Source organism: Streptomyces sp. NPDC004629 (assembly GCF_042873595.1).
In the GTDB taxonomy this organism is placed as follows: domain Bacteria; phylum Actinomycetota; class Actinomycetes; order Streptomycetales; family Streptomycetaceae; genus Streptomyces.
Genome location: NZ_JBIALO010000013.1, coordinates 201,748 through 224,200, shown reverse-complemented (window position 1 = coordinate 224,200; position 22,453 = coordinate 201,748). Strand labels below are relative to the sequence as shown.

Genomic DNA, 22,453 nt, shown 5'->3' with positions numbered 1-22,453 from the left:
CCATAGGGGCGCGGGGAACTGCGCGACAAGCCACGACGGCGCGGCAGCCAAAGAACCACGCAGCCGAACCACGGCGCAGCAGGAACCACGGCGCAGCCGAACCACGGCGCAGCCGAAGCGCGCGACGCCACCCCACGGCCCATCCAGCCGATGTCACAGAACCCGCAGCAGCAGCACCGCCCGCTCCGGCACAATGATCGCCGCACCGGCCCCGTGCACCACGCCCGGTGCCGTCGCCTGGTCCTCCCGGGACGTGTCGACGACGACCTCGTAGCGGTCCGCCCACGGCGGGCCCGGCAGGACGAAGGGCGCCGGGCGGTCCCCCGCGTGCAGTACGGCGAGGAAGCTGTCGTCGAGGATCGGCGCGCCCTGCTCGTCGCGGCCCGGTATGTCCCGCCCCGAGAGGTACATGCCGAGCGAGGCGGCGGGGGCGTACCAGTCGTCCTCCGTCATCTCCTCGCCCCGCGCGGTGAACCAGGCCAGATCACGCAGGCCGTCCGCCGAGTGGGCGCGCCCGGAGAAGAACGCGCGCCGGCGCAGCACCGGGTGCCGGTGGCGCAGGGCGATGAGACGGCACGTCAGGTCGAACAGCGCCCGCCAGCCGGGCTCCGCCGGCAGCGACCAGTCCAGCCAGCTGATGGCGTTGTCCTGGCAGTAGGCGTTGTTGTTGCCGTGCTGGGTGCGGCCCAGTTCGTCGCCGGCCACCAGCATCGGTACGCCCGTGGACAGCAGCAGCGTGCTGATCAGGTTGCGCATCTGCCGGCGCCGCAGCGCCCGGATCTGCTCCTCGTCCGTCTCGCCCTCGGCCCCGCAGTTCCACGAGCGGTTGTCGGCGGAGCCGTCCCGGTTGTCCTCGACGTTCGCCTCGTTGTGCTTGCGTTCGTAGGACACCAGGTCACGGAGGGTGAAACCGTCGTGCGCGGTGACGAAGTTGACCGAGGCGTAGGGGCGGCGGCCGCCCCAGGCGTACAGGTCGCTGGAGCCGGACAGGCGATAGCCGAGGTCGCGCACGTCCGGCAGCGCGCCGCGCCAGAAGTCGCGGACGGCGCCACGGAAGCGGTCGTTCCACTCGGTCCACAGCGGCGGGAAGGCACCGACCTGGTAGCCGCCCGAACCGATGTCCCAGGGCTCGGCGATGAGCTTGACCCGGCGCAGCACCGGGTCCTGGGCGATCACCGCGAGGAACGGGGAGAGCATGTCGACGTCGTGCATCGAACGGGCCAGCGCCGCCGCCAGGTCGAACCGGAAGCCGTCCACGCCCATCTCCGTCACCCAGTAGCGCAGCGAGTCGGTGATCAGGCGCAGCACCTGCGGCCGCACGACGTGCAGGGTGTTGCCGCAGCCGGTGTAGTCGGCGTACCGGCGGGCGTCGTCCTGGAGGCGGTAGTAGCCGCGGTTGTCGATGCCCTTGAGGGAGAGCGTCGGGCCCAGCTCGCCCGCCTCCGCGGTGTGGTTGTAGACCACGTCGAGGATGACCTCGATGCCGGCCGCGTGCAGGGCGCGGACCATGCGTTTGAACTCGCCGACCTGCTCGCCGGTCGTCCCGGAGGCGGCGTAGGCCGCGTGCGGGGCGAAGTAGCCGATCGAGTTGTAGCCCCAGTAGTTCCGCAGGCCGCGGCGCAGCAGGTGGTCCTCGTGCGCGAACTGGTGCACGGGCAGCAGTTCCACGGCGGTCACGCCCAGCGTCACCAGGTGCTCGATCGCCGCCGGATGGGCCAGCCCGGCGTAGGTGCCGCGCAGTTCCTCGGGGACGCCCGGGTGCAGTCGGGTGAATCCCCGTACGTGCAGCTCGTAGATGACCGAGTCCGCCCACGGCGTCTTGGGCCGGCGGTCGTCGGCCCAGTCGTCGTCATCGTGGACGACGACGCCCTTGGGGACGAACGGCGCCGAGTCCCGCTCGTCGCGCACGGTGTCGGCGACGTGCTGCTCCGGCCAGTCCCGCACATGCCCGTACAGCTCCGGTGCCAGCCCGAAGGAGGCGTACTCGCCGTCCACCGCGCGCGCGTACGGGTCGAGCAGCAGCTTGGCCGGGTTCCACCGGGCGCCGGTCCACGGGTCCCAGCGGCCGTGCACCCGGTAGCCGTAGCGCTGGCCGGGCCGCACGCCCGGCAGGAAGCCGTGCCATATCTCGTGCGTCAGCTCGGTCAGCGGCACCCGTGTCTCCCGGCCGGTGTCGTCGAAAAGACACAGCTGGACCGCCTCCGCCCCGCCCGCCCAGAGCGCGAAGTTGGTGCCGGCGCTCCCCTCGGGGCCGGGCCGGAAGCGGGCCCCGAGGGGCGTGGGGGCGCCCGGCCGGACGGCCGGTGCGGGCGGCGTCGGACGCCGGGTGGCGCTCGTCGCGGCGGCCCGGCGGCCGTCCTGCCCGGCCCGCTCCTGAGCCGTTGCCCGCTGCTCGGCTGCGCTCGTCACCCTGTCGGCCCTTCTGCGTCGGCTCGTCCGCCCACGGGGCGCAGCCGGCCCGTGCCATGCGGCCGGGCGCGCCGGACCCCTCGGTCCACGGCGCGCCCGGCCGCATGACATGGCGCGCCCGCAGCGGCTCGCGCGGGCGCGGCGGCTCCCCATCTCGTCGTCCTCCCCCTGTTCTGCCCACAGCGTGCGTCGCACTCACGTTTCCCCAGGGCCGGGCCGTCGTTGAGTCACGCGTGAGGCATGTACAAGGGCGCGCACGGCGCGCGACGGCCGCACTGGCCGCGGTGTTGACATGGGCAGGGCTGCTGGCGGGCGCCGCCGGCTGTTCTTCGGGCGGCGCGGACGACTTCGGCATCGGCCGGTTGTTCGGCAAGCCGCCCACCCCCAAGGAAGCCATCAGCGTCTCCCCGGACGACGGCGGCAAGAACGTGCGCCCCGGCGAACGGCTACGGGTACGGGTGGCGAGCGGACGCCTGGAGTCGGTGCGGGTGGTCAAGCACCAGGACGCCCAGGAGACCCGGATCGCCGGGCACATCACCGGCGACGGCATGCTCTGGGAGCCCGACGAACGGGCGCTGGCGCTCGCCGCCAAGTACACGGTGGACGTGGTGGCCCTGGACGGGCACGGGCGCCGCTCGGCCCGGCACACCGAGTTCACCACTCAGGTGCCGGCGGAGCGTTTCATCGCGTACATCACCCCGGAGAACCGCTCCACCGTGGGCACCGGGATGATCGTCTCGCTGAGTTTCAACCGGGACATCGCCGACCGTGCCGCCGTCGAACGCGCCGTCCGCGTCACGGCGCGGCCCGCCGTCGAGATCCGCCCGCACTGGTTCGGCAAGAACCGTCTCGACTTCCGTCCCGAGCGGTACTGGAAGCCCGGCACCAAGGTCACCGTCGATGTGGCGCTGCGCGACGTCGAGGGAGCCCGCGGCGTGTACGGACTCCAGCACAAGACGGTCGAGTTCACCGTCGGCCGTAGCCAGGTCTCGCTGGTCGACGCGGCGGAGCACACCATGGAGGTGCGGCGCGACGGTCAGTTGCTGTCCACCGTGCCGATCACCGCCGGGGCCCCGGAGACCACCACGTACAACGGGAAGATGGTGGTCATGGAGATGTACGAGGTCACCCGGATGAACGGCCAGACGGTCGGCTTCGGCGGCGAGTACGACATCCCCGACGTCCCGCACGCCATGAAGCTCACCGACACCGGCACCTATCTGCACGGCAACTACTGGGCTCAGGACGCCCCCGGGGTGGCCAACGTCAGCCACGGCTGCGTGGGCCTCAGGGATATCCAGGGCGGCAGTTCGAGCACGCCCGCGGGCTGGTTCTTCGACCGCAGCCTCATCGGTGACGTCGTCGAGGTCGTCAACAGCGATGACGAGACCGTCGATCCCGGCAACGGCCTGAGCGGCTGGAACATGGGCTGGAAGGAGTGGAAGGCGGGCGGCGCGGTCAAATAACCGAAGGGGGAGAGCGGTTGGGCCGGCCGGCGGGCGGGCCGCGACCGGCGGAAGTTGCGACGGAACGGTGACCATTGCCTGACCCGAAGCTCAAAACCCTGCGGTTAATATGCGCCAGAGTGCGCACGGGACGCACCGGGGCGGGGGCCTGACCGGGCCCGTCGGAGGGGAGAAGAGTTGAACGTGCGGCCGATATCGGGGGCGTCGGTTGACGCGCGGCGGCGGACGGGCAAGGGGGGTGGCGGGCGGACGCGGAAGGGACTGCCGGTGCTCATAGCCGGCGTCCTGCTCATGGCCGTCACCGCGTGCGGCGGTTCGGGGTCGGACTCCGGGTCCGGCTCCCAGGACGGCAAGGGCAAGGACGCCTCGACGCAGCAGAGCACGCAGTCGCAGGCCGTCGTCACCATCGCCCCCGGGGACGGCGCCCGGTCGGTCGGCACCAGCGGGGCCCTGAAGGTCTCCGCGGCCAAGGGCAAGCTGACCGAGGTCGTCGTCAAGGACGCCAAGGGCAGGACGGTCGACGGCACGATCACCGGCGGGGGCTCCCGTTGGACGCCCTCCCGCCATCTGGCCGCCGCCACCGCGTACACGGTGCACGCGGTCGCCGAGGACTCCGCGGGCCGCGAGGCCGCCGAGGACTCCAGGTTCACCACACTGACGCCGCAGCACACCTTCACCGGCAACTTCACCCCCGAGGACGGGTCCACGGTCGGCGTCGGAATGCCGTTCTCGCTGCGCTTCACCCGGGGCATCACGCATCCCGAGGACATCGAGAAGGCCATCAGGATCACCACCGAGCCGGCCGTCGACGTCGAGGGCCACTGGTTCGGCAACGACCGCCTGGACTTCCGCCCCGAGAAGTACTGGAAGGCGGGCACGAAGGTCACCGTCCGGCTCGACCTGGACGGGGTCGAGGGCCGGCCGGGCGTCTACGGCGAGCAGGCCAAGACCGTGAAGTTCACCATCGGCCGCAACCAGGTCTCCGTCGTGGACGCCGAGAAGCACACGATGAAGGTCACCCAGGACGGCAAGGTCATCAAGACCATCCCGGTCACCACCGGCAAGCCCGGCTACGACACCTGGAACGGCCAGATGGTCATGAGCGAGAAGCTCACGGTGACCCGGATGAACGGCGAGACCGTCGGCTACGGCGGCGAGTACGACATCAAGGACGTGCCGCACGCCATCCGCCTGACCACCTCGGGCACCTTCATCCACGGCAACTACTGGGGCGGCGGCGCCTTCGGCAACTACAACGCCAGCCACGGCTGTGTGGGGCTGCGCGATGTGCGCGGCGGCTGGGACAAGGGCGTACCGGCGGCCTGGTTCTTCAACCACTCGATGATCGGCGACGTGGTGGTCGTCAAGAACTCCGACGACCGCACCGTGGCCCCGGACAACGGCCTCAACGGCTGGAACATGCCGTGGAAGGAGTGGACGGCGTAACGGAAGGCGCGGCGCCGCGTCCCGCGTCGATGCCCGCCTGCGCCACGGGCCCACCACCCCCGACACCAGCCGCCTCACGGCGGCGGACCGGGTGGCCCTGGTGGAGGAGGGTCGGCTCACCGAACTGGGCACGCAGGACGAACTGGTGAAGGCCGGCGGCGCGTACGCGGCCCTGTGGCGAACCTGGCACACGGACGGCACACCATGACCGCCGTCCCGGCTGGTGATCGTGGGGCCGGGCACGCCCTTGGTACGGCGGGCTTACGCGGGCCCGAGCGGGCCGAGGCGGGAAGAAGGTCGCGGGTCGGGAAAACGCCGCAGGTCAGAGGCGGCGCCTCCACTGGGCCACGTCCGGTTCCGGGCACATCCCGCACGACCCTGTCCGACCAGGCGAACACCTGTCAGGTCAGGGTGGCCGGCGATGCCGTGCCGCCGCCACGGCTTGCGTACCGCGAGTTCGATGACGGCGATCGTGCGTCGGCCGTCCTCGCGCGTGAAGTCGTCCGGGAGGGCCACGTCCTGGAGGTTCTTCCACCAGCGGGTGTCCGGGGCGAGGTGGTAGCCGTAGGTGAAGCCGACGACGTCCGTGCCGTCACGGGCCAAGATCAGACGCATGCCGGGGCGCCGGGTGTCTACCTGGTAGTGCTCGATGAACTCGGCGATGTCGCTGGGGCCCTCACAGTACGGCGGTTCCGCGTACACCTCTTCGTACGCGGGGAGGAACGCGTCCAGTTGTCGGGCGGCGGCGTCCGCCTCGTGGCATTGGTAGGTCACCGTGCTCATCAGGCGGCACCAGGTCGGCGTATTCGGCCAGGCGGTCAGCGGCGTCCCGGGCGCCGACGGCGTCGATCAGGGCGTTTGCGTGCGGGTGACCCACTCGTCCGCGAGCATGGCGTGTACGACGGAGTCGCGCCACTGTCCTGCTTTGAGGATGTGACCGCGGATGGTGCCCTCCTCGACCATGCCCGCGGCCGCCATCGTCTTCGCTGAGGCTTCGTTGAGCGGGGAACGGGCGCCCCAGATGCGGTGCAGTTCGAGTGTTTCGAACCCGAGACCGAGGAGGAGGCGAACGGTTTCGAGACCGTGGCCGACGCCCCAGGCGTCGGGGCGCAGCGCGAAGCCGAAGGTGGCTGCGCGCTGCTGGTGGGGGTCCATGGCGATCCGGCCGAACCCGATCACGTCGTCTGTGTCCCGCTTGACGACGGCGAGCGCGTACTCGCTGCGCGGGTCCGCCGTCGCGGCGGCGATGGACCGGGTCACGATCTGGGCGACCTGGTCGCGGGTGCGCGGCTCGAACGACAGGTGCTCCGTTGCCTCAGGGCTGCCGTAGACGGCGAGCACCATGTCCACGTCCTCGATGGTGAGTTCGCGGAGGGCGAGGCGAGTGCTGGAACGAGCGACCGGGTGCATGGCGCGGACTCTACCGCCGGGGCAGCGCGGGCCGGCTCGCCGGGAAGGACTCGATCTCCGCGCGGAGATCTCGGGCGACGACCGCCGTCCGCGCGGGACCGGCCATCAGCGCCCGCCGGACCCGCAACGCGGAGACGACGATCCCGTTGTTGCGGTGCGAGGGCGGCAGGTTCAGCACCGGACGGATCGCGTCCGCGGTCCCCTCGATGTCGCCGCTGAAGAGACGGATCAGGGCGAGGTCGCACTGTGAGCCCGCGAGGTCGCCGAAGGCCCAGTTAGGGGAGTTGGGGTCGCTGAAGCCCAGTACGGCCTGTTCCGCCTGCGCCGCGAGCTGCGCGTCACCGTGGCCAAGGAGCGCTTCCGACTCGACCGCGTAGTAGAGCTGCTTCTCAGGCGCGTACGTGAACAGTCCGCCGAGCTGGTCGAGATCGTCGTGGACGACACCCTCGCGCCGATCCGCGGCGGCCTGATTCACGGTGCGCACGGTCTCTTCGTCGCCGAGGACCGCGGCGGCGCGGGCCTGAAGGCCGAGCAGCCACAGGCCGACGGTGCCGCGGAGGTTCGCCGCGGTCTCGGCTCCCTGGCTCGCGTAGTGGAATGCGTCCTCGGGTTTGTCCGCCCAGTACGCGATCAGCGACTTGAGTCCGTCGGTGAGGGCGACGAGCCCGGCGTGTTCCGCGTCCCTGGCACACGAGGCGGCGACCCGCGCCATGGTCATGGCTTGATGCGGCACCTCCATGTCGTTGAAGCCCTTGGCGACGAGGAACGACAGCACGGCGCCCTTGACATACAGGTCGCGCAGTTGGGAGGGGCGCACCCGGCCTCCTTCGAGGAGGCGGAACACCTGCTCCTGGGTCTCAAGAAGGTCGGGCCAGATCATTGACAGGGGTTCGCGGGGGTACGCGGTGACCAAGCGCGTCAGTTCGTCATCGAGCAGGCCGAGCGTGTCTTCGCCCACCGTCTCGCGGTCTTTCCCAAGGAGGAAATCCTTCGCGCGCTGCACAGCCATCGCGCCCGTCCTTTTCATCTCGGTCAGGTCCACGCCAGCCTCGGCATGGTGTGGTGTCGGTGACGCGCCGATGAGCGGAACGAAGTTCGGGGTGCTTCCCTCGGCCACCTCGGTCCACAGGTCGTCGATGCTGTACCCCAGCATTTCGATGATGACCGGGCGGAAAGCCCGCTGTGGCTTCCTGCCTTCGTAGAACCATCCCTCCACCGTCTTGGACGCCGGGTCAGCGTTCTCCAGGCCGAGCCTTGCGGCGGCTTGTCTGTAGAGCGGAAGGACGTCCTCGGGCGTTCGTATGCCGCGCGCCTCAAGGATGTGCCGGAAGAACAACAAGGCCCCTGCCTCCCATCCCATTTCGCCTAGCACGTCACTGCCACGACGGTAGAACGCTGTCCCCCTCAAGCTGCCCCATGGAGACGGCACTTACTGATTCCGAGGGAGGTCCGGGGAAGTTTCGAGGAACGCGGTCAACTTCGTGCCAGAGCCCGGGGGCGGTCTGGGGGTAGAGCCGTCTGCGCGAGATTGCAACGCTCGTAGCAGCCCTCGCTGAGAGTGCATGACCGAGCACAATCGTGGACCAGGGAGCCCCCCATGCCCCCCAGAGTTGCCGGATCAATCAGTCTGCTAGAGGCAAGCCCACCCGAAAAGGCGGTAGGCGTTGTTCTGCCGGCCTTCGGCATAGCAATCCGCTCCGAGCCATCGAGTGTGCAAGCCGTCCGGCGCGTGACGCGGGCATGGGTCCGCTCCCAGTGCCAGGTGCCCGACGACGACGTCGATGCCGTCCTGATGGTGGTCTCAGAGCTGTGTGCCAACGCGGTACAGCACGGACGATGCCCGTCGATCGACGTGCTGGGCTGGATGTCGGCCCCGGACGAGGTCCGCTTCGAGGTGTACGACTGGTCGCCCGCCCCCGTCCCTCAGCCGCACCATGTCGACCACGAGGCGGAAAGCGGTCGCGGCTTGCTCCTCGTGGACCTGCTGATCACGGAGCTTGGAGGTTCATGGGGTTTCAGCGACGACGGCACCTGTGCCTGGTGTCACCTCAGCCTTCTCAGGGAGGGCAGGTGACCGCCTCGGTCCGGCGCTGGACTCGCTCTGTGACGCCATGGACCTCGCCGCTGGACAGCGCAACCCTCACGAGGGTGCTGGACCGGTTCCGTACGTGGCAGACGTACGGCGGCGGCAGCGTCTGCGTGCTCGTCTGATGCGCATGCAGCCGGACAGTCCGTGGGGTCAGTTCTTCTACGCCCTGGTTCTGGCCGTTCTCATGGGCGCGCTCGTGGCCGGTGTTGGCCGCTGACCCGATGACCGGCTCCGGTCGCTCGCGCCCCAGGGGGCGACCGGAGCCCCCAGGCGCCCGCCGGCTTCCCGTACCCGACACTCCCCCGCGGGGGCCGACGGCCCCGGTCCGGCACACCCGACCCCGTGATGCCCTGCGGGGTGCCGGGCCGTCACTCTCGTTTCGACATAGGAAGGTTTCTGGATCGTGTTGCCTCCGGCACCGCCAGGTGTTGTCCCCTACATCGCCGGATGGAGCGAGGAACGGCTCCTGAAGTGTCCGATCACCCGCCGCCGCGTGGCCCCGGGGATCGGGTACGTGGATGAGACGCCGTACGACCGCGACAGCTTTGGCGTGCTCTGGGCCCGCTACGCCCTGCGGCCGAAGCAGCGCCGGGGCAGCCCGCAACTGCGCAACGTCCACCCCTACCGGCAGCGCCGCGCGATGCTGAACATGATGTGCCAGGTCTGCTCCCGCACGCCGCCGGATCCGCACGACCCGCACCTGTTTCTCCTGCGGGACTCCTGCGGTGCGGTCCGGGAAGGGGAGCGGACGACAAGTCCGCCGGTGTGCGTACCGTGCGCAGGGATCTCCATCCAGCTCTGCCATGCCCTGCGCGGTGGGCGGTTCGTGGCGGCGTGGGCGAGACACGTACCCGCGTGGGGAGTCGTCGGTCCCCTCCATCACCCCGTGACACTTCAGCCCATCCCGGGGGGTCACATGGAGCAGGTGAAGTACGGCTCGCAGTGGGCACCGTGGGTCCGGGCCGCCCGCACCATGGTGGAACTCCGCGGAGTGACACCGGCGGACCTCGACCGCGAGTTCGCAGCCCTCGGCCGCGACCGCCTGGAGGAGGAGTTCGCCCGGGTTGCGGAGCTGACGGCGGTCACCTGCACCTGAGGCACCCGCCTCGGGCCGGTCGCGGCGCCGTGACCGACTCCCTGTGCTGCAAGGACCCGCACCCCTCCCGCGTGGTCCCCGGCCCGAGGTGTGGGCCCGTCAGTTGGCGCTTGGTGGTGTATCGGCGGCCCGTCGGGTGTGAACGGCCGCTAACCTGCGGAGCATGACCGTACATCTCGAAGTCGCCGAAGGCGTCGGCACGCTGCGGCTCGACCGCCCGCCGATGAACGCGCTGAACGTCGCCGTACAGGACCGGATCAGGGAGCTTGCCGAGGAGGTCACGCGCCGCGACGACGTGCGCGCCGTGGTGCTCTACGGCGGCGAGAAGGTGTTCGCGGCGGGCGCGGACATCAAGGAGATGCGCGCCATGGACCACGCCGCGATGGTCCTGCGCGCCCGTGGCCTGCAGGACTCCTTCACCGCCGTGGCCCGCATCCCCAAACCGGTGGTCGCCGCAGTCACCGGCTACGCGCTCGGTGGCGGCTGCGAACTCGCGCTGTGCGCGGACTACCGCATCGCCGCCGACAACGCCAGGTTGGGCCAGCCGGAGATCCTGCTCGGCCTGATCCCGGGCGCCGGCGGCACCCAGCGGCTGCCGCGGCTGATCGGCCCCGCCAAGGCCAAGGACCTCATCTTCACGGGCCGCCAGGTCAAGGCGGACGAGGCGCTGGCCATCGGCCTGGTGGACCGAGTGGTTCCGGCCGCCGACGTGTACACCGAGGCGCACGCCTGGGCCGCGAAGCTGGCGCAGGGGCCGGCGATCGCGCTGCGCGCGGCGAAGGAGTCGATCGACACCGGCCTTGAGGCGGACCTCGACACCGGGCTCGCCGTCGAACGGACCTGGTTCGCGGGGCTGTTCGCGACCGAGGACCGCGAGCGGGGCATGCGCAGCTTCGTGGAGGAGGGCCCGGGCAAGGCCGAGTTCATCTGAAGAACTCCCGCGAAAACGCTTGCAATTGACGCGATGTCTCACCCGGGGTCCCTCGACGGGGCGGACTGTGACAGCCTTGGGGCAGTCTTGAGCCTGCCTTGTCGAGGAGGCCCGTCCTTTGCCGGGGAATGAACCGTCTGTGCAGGTCAACCGGGCTGCCATCAGCTCTGAAATGTCCTGGGCATATGCCGAACGGATGTCGCATACGGGAAGCTCGTCAGAGGCGTATTCCTCCGGAACGGCCACGGACGGCGCCCGGGGCGGCCATGATGGGGGCATGGCGGGGCTGGAGGGCATCGAACAGCCGCGGGGACGCGCCCGTGCGACCACGGCGCGCTGGTCGCCTGCGGTCGAGGACGAGCAGGCGCTCAAGGTACTCGACCTGTTCGGCAACCCCGCCGAGGCCGAGGTCCCGCTGCCGTCCCGCCCCGAGTCCGCGGCCACCGCGCGCCGACTGGCCCAGGTCGTGGTCCTGCGTCAGTGGGGGCTCACCCCGAAGCTGACCGAGGACGCCGTCCTGCTCGTCTCCGAACTCGTCGGCAACGCCGTGCGCCACACCGGCGCCCGTGTCTTCGGGCTGCGGATGCGTCGTCGTCGTGGCTGGATGCGGGTGGAGATTCGTGACCCCTCGCGTGGGCTGCCGTGTCTGATGCCGGTCCAGGAACTGGACATCAGCGGCCGGGGGCTGTTCCTCGTGGACAGGCTGTCCGACCGGTGGGGTGTGGACCTGCTGCCGCGGGGCAAGACGACGTGGTTCGAGATGAGAGTGACCGAGCGCTGACATCGCGCGGAGCGCCGCGTGACGCGACCCGGGAACTGTCCCTCGATGGGCGCAATCAGCGTTTTTTCGTATCTCATGCCTTTTAAATGGTGTGCGTGACCACGACCGACCGCCGCGGGGCGCTGCGCGCGGGCGCCGGGCTCGTCACCGGTGGCGTCCTCGCCGCCGGGTGCGGGTCCGCAGCGGGCTCCGGGCAGCCCGCCCCCACGCGGCCCACCGCCACCCTTTCGCCCGCCCCCGCGAAGGCCACGCCCCGCGCCGCCCCCGCACCCCGGGCCTTCCCCGGGCAGCCCGCCCAGATCAGCCACGGCCCGCGCGACCGGCCCCGGGTCGCCCTCACCTTCCACGGCCAGGGCGACCCCGCCCTCGCCCGCGCCCTGCTCACCGAGGCCGAACGGCGCGGCGCCCGCGTCACCGTGCTCGCCGTCGGCAGCTGGCTGGACGAGCATCCGCAGCTGGCCCGCCGCATCCTCGACGGCGGCCACGACCTCGGCAACCACACCCAGCGGCACCTCTCGGTCAACACCCTGTCCGAGGCCGACGCCCGCGCCGAGATCACCGGCTGCGCGGACCGGCTGAAACGGCTCACCGGCTCGATCGGCAGCTGGTTCCGCCCGTCCCGGGCCGTGACCGCCTCTCCGCTGGTCGAGCGGCTGGCCCGCGCCGCGGGTTACCCGCATGTGCTGTCGTACGACATCGACTCGCTCGACCACACCCGGCCGGGCGCAGCCGCCGTCACCCGTACGGTCCTCACCGAGGTCACCGCCGGATCGGTGGTCAGCCTGCACCTCGGCTACCCGGACACGGTGGCCGCCCTCCCCGACGTACTGCAAGAACTCGACCGCCGCCAACTGCACGCGGTCACCACCACGGAGCTGCTGAGCTGATGCGACCCACCCTCGCCGCCCGCGTCCTGGCCGCCGGTGCCGCCCTGTCCGCCCTGACCCTGCTGTCCGCCTGCGGCGGCGACACCGGGCACCGCTCGGACACGGCGATCGCCAGCAGGGCGCCCGTCCCGGGCCGGTCGATGCAGCACCAGGGCGGCGGACTGCCCGGCATGCCGCCCGTGCTCGACCCGAAGGACGTCTACGCCGCCGACCGCCCCGGCCTGCTCTCCCCGGTGGTCGACGACTTCCCGTCGCGGGTCTACGTCCCCAACACCAACTCCAACACCGTCAGCGTCATCGACCCGACGACGTACAAGGTCATCGGGACGATCCCGGTCGGCGTCCAGCCCCAGCACGTCGTACCCTCCTGGGACTTGAAGACGCTGTGGGTCAACAACGACCGGGGCAACTCCCTCACGCCCATCGACCCGAGGACCGGGACGGCGGGCAAGCCGGTCCCCGTGCACGACCCGTACAACCTCTACTTCACGCCCGACGGCAAGTACGCCATCGTCATGGCCTCCCTCGACCGCCGGCTGGTCTTCCGCGACCCGCACACCATGAAGACCGCCAAGACCGTCCCGGTCAGCTGCTACGGCGTCAACCACGCCGACTTCTCCCTGGACGGCCGCTACTTCATCGTCTCCTGCGAGTTCAGCGGCGAACTGCTGAAGGTCGACACGGCGCGGATGGAGGTCGTCGCGCAGCAGCGGCTGCCGCTCCAGGGCGCGATGCCCCAGGACGTCAAGATGTCGCCCGACGGCAAGCTGTTCTACATCGCCGACATGAAGGCCAACGGGCTGTGGATCCTGAACGGCGACACCTTCGGCAAGCCGCGGTTCCTGGCCACCGGCAAGGGCGCCCACGGCCTCTACGTCAGCCGCGACTCCCGCGTGATGTACGTCTCCAACCGGGGCGAGGGCACCATCTCCCTGTTCGACTTCGGCCGGAACAAGCTCACCGGGAAATGGCGCCTGCCCGGCGGCGCCAGCCCCGACATGGGCGGTGTCTCCGCGGACGGCAAGGTGCTGTGGCTGTCCGGCCGCTACCACTCCGAGGTGTACGCGATCGACACCCGCACCGGTGCCCAGCTGGCCCGCATCAAGGTCGGCAGCGGCCCGCACGGACTCGCCGTCTATCCGCAGCCGGGCCGCTACTCGCTCGGGCACACCGGCATCTTCCGCTGAGACACGGCCAGTTGGACACGCCCCCGATGGGGTGACGGTCCCGCCTCCACGACCCGGGAACCGGGATCGTCACCCCCATGACCAGTACTCGCCCGCGGCGCCGCGCCGCTGCCGCCGCCCTCTGTCTCGCGGCCGTCCTCGCCACGACGGCCGCGGCCCCGGCCGCCTCGGCCCCCGTGCGGGCACCCGCCGAGGCCGCCCCGGTCTGCCCCCGGTTCGAGGACCGGATCGAGGCGGCAGCCGACCGCCGCGTCGACGTCGGCCGGATCACCCCGACGCCGGCGTGGCGCACCACGTGCGGCACCCTGTACCGCAGCGACAGCCGCGCCCCGTCCGTCGTCTTCGAGGAGGGCTTTCGGCCCAAGGACGTGGTGAACGGGCAGTACGACATCGAGAAGTACGTCCTCGTCAACCAGCCCTCACCGTACGTCTCCACCACCTACGACCACGACCTGTACAAGACCTGGTACAAGTCCGGCTACAACTACTACGTCGACGCCCCCGGCGGCATCGACGTCAACAAGACCATCGGCGACACCCACCGCTGGGCCGACCAGGTGGAGGTCGCCTTCCCCGGCGGCATCCAGCGGAAGTACGTCATCGGCGTCTGCCCGGTCGACAAGACCACCAAGACCGAGATCATGAGCGAGTGCCGGAGCAACCCGCACTACAAGCCGTGGCACTGAGCAGCGCCTCCGCCGCCACCGGGCGGTAGCCGGCCGCCAGGAACGCCCGCAGACTACGGGCGTTCCCCGGCGACACCTGTGCCCACACCGGCTCGTCGGCGAGCCGCAGCGCCGCCGCCACGAGGTCCCGTCCCAGCCCGCGGTGGCGCGCCCCCTCGTCCACCTCCACCGACACCTCCAGCCGCCCGGCCACCCCGCGGCCCAGCGCCACCACCCCGCCGTCCGCCGCCCAGGCCCGTACCCCGTCGCGGCGCGCGCGTGCATAGCCGACCCGGGGATGACCCACGTCCGTGACCTCCCGGAGCGCGAGCGGCGGCCCGCCCGGCAGCGGAGTGCCGACCAGCAGCGCGTCGACCGTGTCGTGGGCGCTGCCCGTGCGCGCCATGAAGTCCGCCAGGAAGCGCGGATGCACGGCGGCGGCCAGCGGATCGCAGTCGACCGCGTCGAGCGCCCCGCGTACCCACCCCTCGTCCTCGTCCGTGAACACCACCGTGCGCGCGGTGAAGGCGATCACACCCGCGTGGTGGTGCGCGTGCTGCGGCACCACGGTCGTGCCGCCGTCGTCCGGCGGGAACACTCCCCGGGCCGCCGCGTCGAGAATGTCCCGCAGGGTCTGCGTCACGCCCGCACTCCCGGTTCTCCTTGAGTCTCCACCCACTGGAAGGCCCAGACTCGCAGACATGCAGCACCCTCCGCGGGGCCACCCCCCAGACCCTCCGTACGACGGCAGCGGCCTGTTCACCATCGGCGAGCTGGCCAGGGCCACCGGACTGACCGTGCGCACCATCCGCTACTGGTCCGACGAGGGCGTCCTCGACCCGGTGGCCCGCTCGGCCGGCGGCTACCGGCTCTACGACGCCGCGTCCGCGGCCCGCCTGGAGCTGATCCGCACCCTGCGCGAACTGGGCCTCGGCCTGGCGCAGGTGCGGGACGTGCTCTCCGGCGAGCGGACGGTGGCGGAGGTCGCCGCCGCGCATGTGGCGGCCCTCGACGCCCAGATCCGGTCGCTGAAGGCGACCCGCGCGGTGCTGTCGACCGTGGCCCGACGCGGCTCGACCGCAGAGGAGATGACACTCATGAACAAGCTGGCGCGGCTGTCGGCCGCCGAACGGCAGCGGATCGTGGACGAGTTCGTGGAAGAGACCTTCCGCGGGCTCGACACCGCCGACCCCGCGATCCGGGAGCGGATGCGGCACACCGGGGTGAACCTGCCCGACGACCCGACCCCGGCCCAGGTCGACGCCTGGGTGGAGCTGGCCGAACTGCTCCAGGACCCCGGCTTCCGGGCCGCGATGCGCCGGAACATCGAGATCAACGCGGCCGACCGCGGCCCGGACACCCCGGCCGGCGCGTCCCTGTGGTTCTTCCGGCGACTGGTCGACCTGGTCGGCGCCGCCCGGGCGCGCGGCGTTGCGCCCGAGGGCCCGGCGGCCGACGCCGTACTGACCGAACTGCTCGGCGAGGGCGCCGACCACGCGGCGGTGCTGCGCCGCATCGACCTCGGCGCCCAGGTCGCCCGCTACCGCGAACTGGCCGCCGCCGTCGCCGGACACCAGGAGCCCCCGCGACACCAGGAGGAGTTCGCCTGGGTGGTCACCGCGCTACGGGCGCGGGCGGGCGGTTAATCTGACCCGCGGCACTACGCCGACACGGCACGAGAAACACGAACAAAAAGGGGCGGATCGGTGGCGGACATCGACGAGGCACGCAAGCACTTCGAGCGGATCGACGCGGACGGCGACGGGTTCATCACCGCCGCCGAGTTCAAGACCGCCCTGGCCCAGGGGGGCGACTGGAACGTCACCGAGGCGGTGGCCGAGGCCGTCATCAAGACCCGCGACCTCAACGGCGACAAGGTGCTGTCGTTCGACGAGTTCTGGGCCTACCTGGGCAAGTGACATGAACGGAGCGGGGGGCGCCCGGCCGGGCGCCCCCCGCTGTCATGCCGGGCGCTCGACGCGCACGTTCCAGCGGCCGCCGTGGCGTTCCAGGACCAGCGGCAGGTCGAAGCACTTGCCGAGCCGGTCGCCGGTGAGCACGTCCTCGGCCGGGCCCTGGGCCAGACTGCGCCCGTCGCGCAGCAGCAGGGCGTGCGTGGTCCCGGCCGGCAGCTCCTCCAGATGGTGGGTGACCAGCACCGTCGCCAGCCGCGGATGCTCCCGGCGCAGCGCGTCCAGCGCGCCGAGCAGCTGTTCCCGGCCCGGCAGGTCGAGGCCGGTGGCCGGCTCGTCCAGGAGCAGCAGCCGCGGCTCGGGCATCAGCGCCCGCGCGATCAGGGTCCGGCCGCGCTGCCCCTGGGAGAGCGTGGGCCAGCGGGCCTCGCGGCGCTCGGCCAGCCCCAGCGTCTCGATGAGCCGGTCCGCCCTCGCCTCCTGCTGCGGCGTCGGCCGCCACCGGGGCAGCGGGGCGACCGAGTTGGTGAGCCCGGTCAGCACCACACCGCGCACGGTCAGCGGCTCGGTGAGCGGATGGCGGGGATCGACGTGTCCCACGTACGACCGCAGCTCCCGCACGTCGACCCGGCCGAGGCGCCGGCCGAGCACCTCCACCGTGCCGCGCGTCGGGTGGGTGAGGGCGCCGAGCAGGCCGAGCAGGGTGGACTTGCCGGCACCGTTGGCGCCGAGCAGCGCCCAGTGCTCGCCCGCCCGCACGGTCAGCGAGACCTCCTGGAGGATCGGCCGGCCGTCGCGCACGACCTGCACGTCCTCCGCACGCAGGACGATCACCGGCACACCGCCCGGTTCACCGCGGACAGCACCGCGAGCACGGCGGCGGCCGGCGCCGAGTCGGCCTGTCCCGCGCCCCATACCGTCCGGCCGGCCACCCGGCACTCCGCGAAGGCGAACGGCCCGCTCGCGGTGGTCTCCAGGATCTCGACGGGGTATCCGGCGCCCGCCAGCGCGTCGGCGAACGCGGCCAGCGGGCCGGCGCCGGTGCCGGTGTGCTCGGCGGTGCCGTCCTCGCCGGTGCGCAGGGCGCAGACGAACCGGTCGCTGCCCGGCGCCTCCTGGTGGCTCGACCAGGAGTCCAGCCGCAGCGGGCCGTCGTCCAGGTAGGCGGTGCGGAAGAGGTCGTACAACTCCTTCGGTGTGACCTCCCGCCCGTCGGCGTCCGCCACCTCCTGGACGAGGCCCGCGAACTCGGGCCGCATCCGCTCCGGCAGGTCGACGCCGTGCTGCGTGCGCAACAGGTAGGCCGAACCGCCCTTCCCGGACTGCGAGTTGACGCGGATCACCGCCTCGTAGGAGCGGCCCAGGTCGGCCGGGTCCACCGGCAGATACGGCACCGACCAGGGCGCCTGCCGCTCCGGTACCCCCGACTCGGCCGCCCGGCGGGCGTGCCGGGCCAGGCCCTTGCTGATCGCGTCCTGATGGGTGCCGGAGAAGGCGGTGTGCACCAGCTCGCCCGCGTACGGGTGGCGGGGGTGCACGGGCAGCCGGTTGCAGTGCTCGACCGTCTCCCGTACCGCGTCGATGTCGCCGAAGTCGACCATCGGGTCGACGCCTTGGGCGTAGAGGTTCAGCGCGAGGGTCACCAGGTCGACGTTACCGGTGCGTTCGCCGTTGCCGAACAGACAGCCCTCCACGCGCTGGGCGCCCGCCAGCATGGCCAGTTCGGCGCAGGCGACACCGGTGCCGCGGTCGTTGTGCGGGTGCACGGAGAGGATCACCGAGTCCCGGCGGGACAACTGGCGGTGGACGTACTCGATCTGGTCGGCGTAGACGTTCGGGGTGGCGATCTCCACCGTGGCGGGCAGGTTGTGGGTGACCGGGCGGTCGGGGCTCGCGTCCCACAACTCGGTCAGTGCGTCGCACAGTTCGAGGACGAAGTCGGGCTCGGTGAGGTTGAAGGTCTCCGGGGAGAACTGGAAGCGGACGCCGGCCCTGTCCGCGGCCCGGCGCGCCATGTGCCCGGCCGCCTCCCGCACGGTCCGCCGCACCCCGGCCCGGTCCCGGCGCAGCACCACCTCGCGCCACACCGGCGACGTCGCGATGTACAGGTGGACCACGGCCCTCGGCATCCCCTCGATCGCCTCGAAGGTGCGGTCGATCAGGTCCGCTCTGGCCGGGGTGAAGACGACCGGGGTGACGTCGTCGGGGACCGCCCCGGAGGTCACCAGGTGCCGTACGAAGTCGAAGTCGGTGCGGCTCGCCGACGGGTAGCCGACCTCGATCTCCTTGAAGCCGAGCCGGACCAGCAGGTCGAAGAAGCGGCGCTTGCGGGGCGTGTCCATCGGCTCGGCCAGCGCCTGATTGCCGTCGCGCAGGTCGACGGGAACCCACAGCGGCGCCTCGGTCAGGCGCGCGGAGGGCCAGGACCGGTCGCCGGCCGGGACGTGCACGCGCCGGTCGTAGGGCCGATAGCGGTGGTACGGCATGGGGCTGGGGCGCTGGGGATTCCAGCCGGGAGTCAGGACGGTGGTCATCGTCGGGTGGTGCCCTTCGGCTCGGTCGCACGGTGACCGGCGGCACGGCGGCCCCGCGGCGGGGTGCCGGTCGCGTCAGGCCCCGCCGCGGCAGCCGAGGAGAAGCAGACCGCGAAGCGTCATGCGGGATACGCTAGCCACTCCTCAGGTCCTCAGACAAGTGAGAATCTTCAGTGCGCCCCGACGCCCCACGGCTGCGGGCTCCCTGCCCCCGACGAGTTGGTGACACTCCATGGCCCTAGGTCCCGTCCGCCCGAGCCCGCTGGTCGAACAGGCCGCCGCCCGCCTGCGTGAGCAGATCGCCGCCGGTCACTGGCCCGTCGGCACCCGGCTGCCCGGTGAGACCACCCTCGCCAGGGAACTCGGCGTGGGCCGCTCCACCGTCCGTGAGGCGCTGCGCGCGCTCACCGGGGCCGGGCTGGTGCGGCCCCGGCAGGGCGCGGGCGTGTTCGTCGTCGCGACGCGGCCCGTCGAGGACTGGCCGACGCGGCTGCGCCGGGCCGCGGTGACCGACGTCTACGAGGTCCGGATGGCCGTCGAGGTGCACGCGGCCCGGCTGGCCGCCACCCGGCGCACCCCCGAGGACGTCGCGGCGATCGGGGCCGCGCTCGACGGCCGCCGGGCCGCCGCCACGGCGGACGACCGGGCGTTCGTCGACGCCGACATCGCCTTCCACACGGCCGTGGTCGACGCCGCGCACAACCCCGTGCTCGCCGATCTGTTCGCCGAGTTCACCCCCGTGCTGCGGGAGGGCCTGGTCGACCTGCTGGCGCTGACCGGTCAGCGCATGCAGGACCCGAACACCGCCGACGACGCCCACGCGGCCCTGGCCCGCGCGATCGCCGACGGGGATGCCGAGACCGCGGCGAACGTCCTGCGAGCGGACCTGGAGGACCCGTTCGGCGGGCCCTGAGCGCATCGATCACGAGCACTGCCGACCGGGTTCGTCCGGTTGCCGCGCGGTCCGGAATAGTCCGCGGAGCACCCGGGTTGATGCACGACAACGCATGCGCATGCATCGATCCTGGAGGGTCTGTCATGAAGATCGGCATCATCGGCGCGGGCAACATCGGCGGCAACCTCACCCGACGGCTCACCGCCCTCGGCCACGACGTGTCCGTCGCCAACTCCCGCGGCCCGCACACCCTCACCGAGCTGGCCCGGGAGACGGGCGCGACGCCCGTCGCGGCCGCGGAGGCGGCCCGCGGTGCGCAGGTCGTCGTGGTCACCGTCCCGGTGCGGGCGGTCCCGGACCTGCCGTCCGGACTGCTCGACGGGGCGGCCGAGGGCGTCGCCGTGATCGACACGGGCAACTACTATCCGCAGCGGGACGGCCGGATCGCGGGCATCGAGGACGACGGGATCACCGAGAGCCGCTGGACCGAGCGGCAGATCGGCCACCCGGTGATCAAGGCATTCAACGGCACCTACGCCCAGGACATCCTGGACCGCCACCACCCGGCCGGCGACCCCGGCCGCATGGCGCTCCCGGTGGCCGGCGACGACGAGGCCGCCAAGCGGGCCGTGCGCGACCTGATCGACGAACTCGGCTTCGACACGGTGGACGCGGGCGGCATCGACGAGTCCTGGCGGCAGCAGCCGGGCACCCCGGTGTTCGGGCTGCGGGCGGGCGCCGAGGCGGTACGCAAGGCCCTCGCCGAGGCGTCACCGCAGCGGCCCTCGGACTTCCGCGCCTAGGCGCACCGAGCACGAGCGCTTCCCGACGTGGCGGACCTTCGCCGGTCAGCCGTTCCCGGCCCAGGCCCGCAGGGCGGCCTTGTCCGCGAAGTCCGCCACGTTCTTGTCGAGCGGTTCGCTGGTGTACTGGTGGAAGCGCCACTTCGCCTTGATGCGGGGCTCACCCGCGCTCACATAGTCGGCGATCCACAGACCGTCGCCCGCGTACGAGGTGGTGTCGATGTTCAGCCAGAAGTGACGGTTGGCGTACAGCACGACCTGGTGGCTCGGCCGCAGGTCCTTCACCTTCCGGATGAACAGGTCCTTCTCGGCGTTGCTCGCGTGCGTCCCCTCGCTCGTCGACTCCCAGTCGACGGCGAGGATGTCGCCCGCCATCTCCGGGGCGTGCCGGACGAAGTACTCGGCCTGGGCGCCGATGTTGCCGGGCCACAGGAAGTGATAGAAGCCGACGACGAGCCCCGCGTCACGGGCCCGCCCGGTCTGGGCACTGAGTTTCGGGTTGACGTACGAACGCCCCTCCGTCGCCTTGATGAAGACGAAGGAGACGCCGTCCGTGTCATAGGACGAGGACTGATACGCACTCACATCGATGCCGTGCAGCATGCGGGGACTCCCTCAGACGTCAGTGGGGTGACAGGAGTTGACTCCTGTATGCCCCCTGCCTGACCTCGCCACCCCCGCGCACAAAGGACTGATGACGCAGCACCCCGCAACGCCCGTCCCCGAAACCGCCGGTGGTACAACGAACCGACACCCCGGTGTGTCCGGCGGGCGCACGGCCTCAGGATCGGGCTGACCGGAAGTCTCTGCCGGTCAGCCCGGGGCGGTCAGCGTCCTGTTGTCACGCGGAACGTACTGAGCACTGCCTTATGGTCGGTCGGCCAGGTCCAGGTCGGCTTCCAGAACCGGTCGTTGCCTGACTCTTCGACCCGCTCGTTGCGCACGATCGTGGTCGACGGGCCGACGATCACGCTGTCGAGAAGCCTGAGGCGCTGGTCGGGGTGGTAGAAGACAAAGTCGATGCGGTCGCGTTCATCCGCCTTCGGGGCCCAGGTCAGCGACTCCGTCTTGGCCCCGGGGTTGTCGCTGGGCCAGGTGAAGCCGGGGGTGCGGACCGGGTCGGGGTGGGCGACGCGGTAGCTGTCGCGGAACCCGGCGTCCTCGATCGCCTTGGTGGTCGACCACTCGACCACGGTGCCGTTGTGGTCGAACAGGTTCCGTGTCCGACGGGTCCAGTCGCGGTGCGAGGGTTCGTTGAGGTCGCCGGCCACGAAGACGAGCCGGCCCTTGGCGCGCTCCCGCGCCGCATCCGCGAGCATGGTCCTGGTCACCTGCGTACGGCCGGACGCCTCGTTGAGTCGCATGATCAGGTCGACGTCGGTGATCGGCCCGCCGGGGATCTCGCCCCAGCCGTACTCAGAGGTCTCCAGCGGCGCCGGGGTGCCGCCGCCGTACCCGCGCGGCAGGTAGTTGACGTAGTAGCGGTACTCCAAGTGCCCGGAGTACGCTGCCACTTCGGTCCCGTCGACCGAGATGACCGCCTTGGACCAGTAGGGGAAGGATGCCTGATCGATGATCGGGTAGCGGGAGATCACGCCCGGGTCGGACGGGTTCTTGTTGTCGTGGTAGGTCAGACCGCGCTCGGCGAGATCGGACAGAAGGTTGGCGACGCGCTTCGGATCCGATTCGCTGAGCATCACCACATCGGGCCGGGTCGCGGCGATGGTGTCCGCGATCCCCGCACGGCCGCCGGGGACCTGGCTGCCGCCCATCCAGATGTTGAACTGCAGCACCTTCAGGGTGCGGTGCCGTCGATGCCTTCGCTCTGCGGCCTGCGCGGAACCAGCACCCGCCGATCCTGCCGCCGCGGCCGCCCCGACTATCCCGATCAGAGCACGACGCCTGTCCATCCAAGACCTCCACTTGGCTGTGGTACCTAAA

23 protein-coding genes are annotated in these 22,453 nt (G+C 71.4%); 14 read left to right on the top strand and 9 right to left on the bottom strand.

What is annotated here, in order from left to right; translation table 11 throughout:
* Positions 1-153: 153 nt before the first annotated feature.
* Positions 154-2,409, bottom strand: coding sequence for a glycogen debranching protein GlgX (gene glgX / locus ACFYTE_RS21915; protein ID WP_388712789.1), 2,256 nt, complete (start codon positions 2,407-2,409; stop codon positions 154-156).
* Between the two features lie 233 nt (positions 2,410-2,642).
* On the opposite strand from glgX, the gene ACFYTE_RS21910 reads away from it, so the two are divergent.
* Entirely contained in the window at positions 2,643-3,875 is a 1,233-nt protein-coding gene (locus ACFYTE_RS21910; RefSeq protein WP_388712786.1) for an Ig-like domain-containing protein, read from the top strand.
* A 177-nt stretch (positions 3,876-4,052) separates the two neighbouring features.
* Positions 4,053-5,321 (top strand): Ig-like domain-containing protein, encoded by a 1,269-nt coding sequence (locus tag ACFYTE_RS21905; protein ID WP_388712783.1) that lies wholly within the window; start codon positions 4,053-4,055, stop codon positions 5,319-5,321.
* Positions 5,322-5,582: 261 nt separating this feature from the next.
* On the opposite strand, the gene ACFYTE_RS21900 is transcribed toward ACFYTE_RS21905, so the two are convergent.
* The 3 genes from ACFYTE_RS21900 to ACFYTE_RS21890 form a co-directional block, all read right to left on the bottom strand.
* Entirely contained in the window at positions 5,583-6,104 is a 522-nt protein-coding gene (locus ACFYTE_RS21900) for a hypothetical protein (RefSeq protein WP_388712781.1), read from the bottom strand.
* Between the two features lie 66 nt (positions 6,105-6,170).
* Entirely contained in the window at positions 6,171-6,731 is a 561-nt protein-coding gene (locus ACFYTE_RS21895; RefSeq protein WP_388712778.1) for a GNAT family N-acetyltransferase, read from the bottom strand.
* Between the two features lie 10 nt (positions 6,732-6,741).
* The gene (locus ACFYTE_RS21890; RefSeq protein ID WP_388712775.1) at positions 6,742-8,091 is read right to left on the bottom strand and encodes a hypothetical protein; all 1,350 of its coding nucleotides are present in this window, start codon (positions 8,089-8,091) and stop codon (positions 6,742-6,744) included.
* 237 nt (positions 8,092-8,328) lie between these two features.
* On the opposite strand from ACFYTE_RS21890, the gene ACFYTE_RS21885 reads away from it, so the two are divergent.
* The 8 genes from ACFYTE_RS21885 to ACFYTE_RS21850 all read left to right on the top strand — a co-directional run bounded on the left by ACFYTE_RS21885 (position 8,329) and on the right by ACFYTE_RS21850 (position 14,388).
* Positions 8,329-8,805 (top strand): ATP-binding protein, encoded by a 477-nt coding sequence (locus ACFYTE_RS21885; RefSeq protein WP_388712773.1) that lies wholly within the window; start codon positions 8,329-8,331, stop codon positions 8,803-8,805.
* Positions 8,802-8,942, top strand: coding sequence for a hypothetical protein (locus tag ACFYTE_RS21880; protein ID WP_388712770.1), 141 nt, complete (start codon positions 8,802-8,804; stop codon positions 8,940-8,942). The genes ACFYTE_RS21885 and ACFYTE_RS21880 overlap by 4 nt, the downstream gene beginning before the upstream one ends.
* 392 nt (positions 8,943-9,334) lie before the next feature.
* Positions 9,335-9,916: a hypothetical protein gene (locus ACFYTE_RS21875; protein WP_388712767.1), complete on the top strand. Its 582-nt coding sequence runs from the start codon at positions 9,335-9,337 to the stop codon at positions 9,914-9,916.
* 163 nt (positions 9,917-10,079) lie between these two features.
* Positions 10,080-10,847 carry an enoyl-CoA hydratase/isomerase family protein gene (locus tag ACFYTE_RS21870; protein ID WP_388712764.1) on the top strand — a complete coding sequence of 256 codons (768 nt, stop codon included), beginning with the start codon at positions 10,080-10,082 and terminating at the stop codon, positions 10,845-10,847.
* Between the two features lie 277 nt (positions 10,848-11,124).
* Positions 11,125-11,628, top strand: coding sequence for an ATP-binding protein (locus tag ACFYTE_RS21865; RefSeq protein WP_388712761.1), 504 nt, complete (start codon positions 11,125-11,127; stop codon positions 11,626-11,628).
* 86 nt (positions 11,629-11,714) lie between these two features.
* On the top strand, positions 11,715-12,515 hold the full coding sequence (locus ACFYTE_RS21860; protein ID WP_388712758.1) for a polysaccharide deacetylase family protein: 801 nt from the start codon (positions 11,715-11,717) through the stop codon (positions 12,513-12,515).
* Positions 12,515-13,702 (top strand): YncE family protein, encoded by a 1,188-nt coding sequence (locus ACFYTE_RS21855; protein ID WP_388712756.1) that lies wholly within the window; start codon positions 12,515-12,517, stop codon positions 13,700-13,702. The genes ACFYTE_RS21860 and ACFYTE_RS21855 overlap by 1 nt, the downstream gene beginning before the upstream one ends.
* 77 nt (positions 13,703-13,779) lie before the next feature.
* Positions 13,780-14,388, top strand: coding sequence for an ADP-ribosyltransferase (locus ACFYTE_RS21850; RefSeq protein WP_388712753.1), 609 nt, complete (start codon positions 13,780-13,782; stop codon positions 14,386-14,388).
* Here ACFYTE_RS21850 and ACFYTE_RS21845 read toward each other — a convergent pair.
* Positions 14,342-15,010, bottom strand: a complete 669-nt coding sequence (locus ACFYTE_RS21845; RefSeq protein WP_388712750.1) for a GNAT family N-acetyltransferase — start codon at positions 15,008-15,010, stop codon at positions 14,342-14,344. The two genes, ACFYTE_RS21850 and ACFYTE_RS21845, sit on opposite strands and share 47 nt — an antisense overlap.
* A gap of 58 nt (positions 15,011-15,068) precedes the next feature.
* On the opposite strand from ACFYTE_RS21845, the gene ACFYTE_RS21840 reads away from it, so the two are divergent.
* Both ACFYTE_RS21840 and ACFYTE_RS21835 read left to right on the top strand, forming a co-directional pair.
* Positions 15,069-16,013 carry a MerR family transcriptional regulator gene (locus tag ACFYTE_RS21840; RefSeq protein ID WP_388712747.1) on the top strand — a complete coding sequence of 315 codons (945 nt, stop codon included), beginning with the start codon at positions 15,069-15,071 and terminating at the stop codon, positions 16,011-16,013.
* A 60-nt stretch (positions 16,014-16,073) separates the two neighbouring features.
* Positions 16,074-16,286: an EF-hand domain-containing protein gene (locus ACFYTE_RS21835; RefSeq protein WP_388712745.1), complete on the top strand. Its 213-nt coding sequence runs from the start codon at positions 16,074-16,076 to the stop codon at positions 16,284-16,286.
* Positions 16,287-16,328: 42 nt separating this feature from the next.
* Here ACFYTE_RS21835 and ACFYTE_RS21830 read toward each other — a convergent pair whose 3' ends face one another.
* A complete protein-coding gene (locus ACFYTE_RS21830) occupies positions 16,329-17,120 on the bottom strand; it encodes an ABC transporter ATP-binding protein (protein ID WP_388712742.1) in 792 nt (263 codons plus the stop codon).
* Positions 17,111-18,814, bottom strand: a complete 1,704-nt coding sequence (locus ACFYTE_RS21825; RefSeq protein WP_388712739.1) for a 2-isopropylmalate synthase — start codon at positions 18,812-18,814, stop codon at positions 17,111-17,113. Before ACFYTE_RS21825 ends, ACFYTE_RS21830 begins: the two co-directional genes overlap by 10 nt.
* Before the next feature lie 232 nt (positions 18,815-19,046).
* Between ACFYTE_RS21825 and ACFYTE_RS21820 the strand changes: the two genes are divergently transcribed.
* Both ACFYTE_RS21820 and ACFYTE_RS21815 read left to right on the top strand, forming a co-directional pair.
* Positions 19,047-19,727 (top strand): FadR/GntR family transcriptional regulator, encoded by a 681-nt coding sequence (locus tag ACFYTE_RS21820; RefSeq protein WP_388712736.1) that lies wholly within the window; start codon positions 19,047-19,049, stop codon positions 19,725-19,727.
* 125 nt (positions 19,728-19,852) lie between these two features.
* Positions 19,853-20,512, top strand: a complete 660-nt coding sequence (locus ACFYTE_RS21815; protein WP_388712733.1) for an NADPH-dependent F420 reductase — start codon at positions 19,853-19,855, stop codon at positions 20,510-20,512.
* A 45-nt stretch (positions 20,513-20,557) separates the two neighbouring features.
* Here the strand turns inward: ACFYTE_RS21815 and ACFYTE_RS21810 are convergent, their stop codons facing one another.
* Both ACFYTE_RS21810 and ACFYTE_RS21805 read right to left on the bottom strand, forming a co-directional pair.
* Positions 20,558-21,115 (bottom strand): glycoside hydrolase family 25 protein, encoded by a 558-nt coding sequence (locus ACFYTE_RS21810; RefSeq protein WP_388712730.1) that lies wholly within the window; start codon positions 21,113-21,115, stop codon positions 20,558-20,560.
* Between the two features lie 224 nt (positions 21,116-21,339).
* Entirely contained in the window at positions 21,340-22,422 is a 1,083-nt protein-coding gene (locus ACFYTE_RS21805; protein WP_388712727.1) for an endonuclease/exonuclease/phosphatase family protein, read from the bottom strand.
* Between the last annotated feature and the right edge of the window lie 31 nt (positions 22,423-22,453).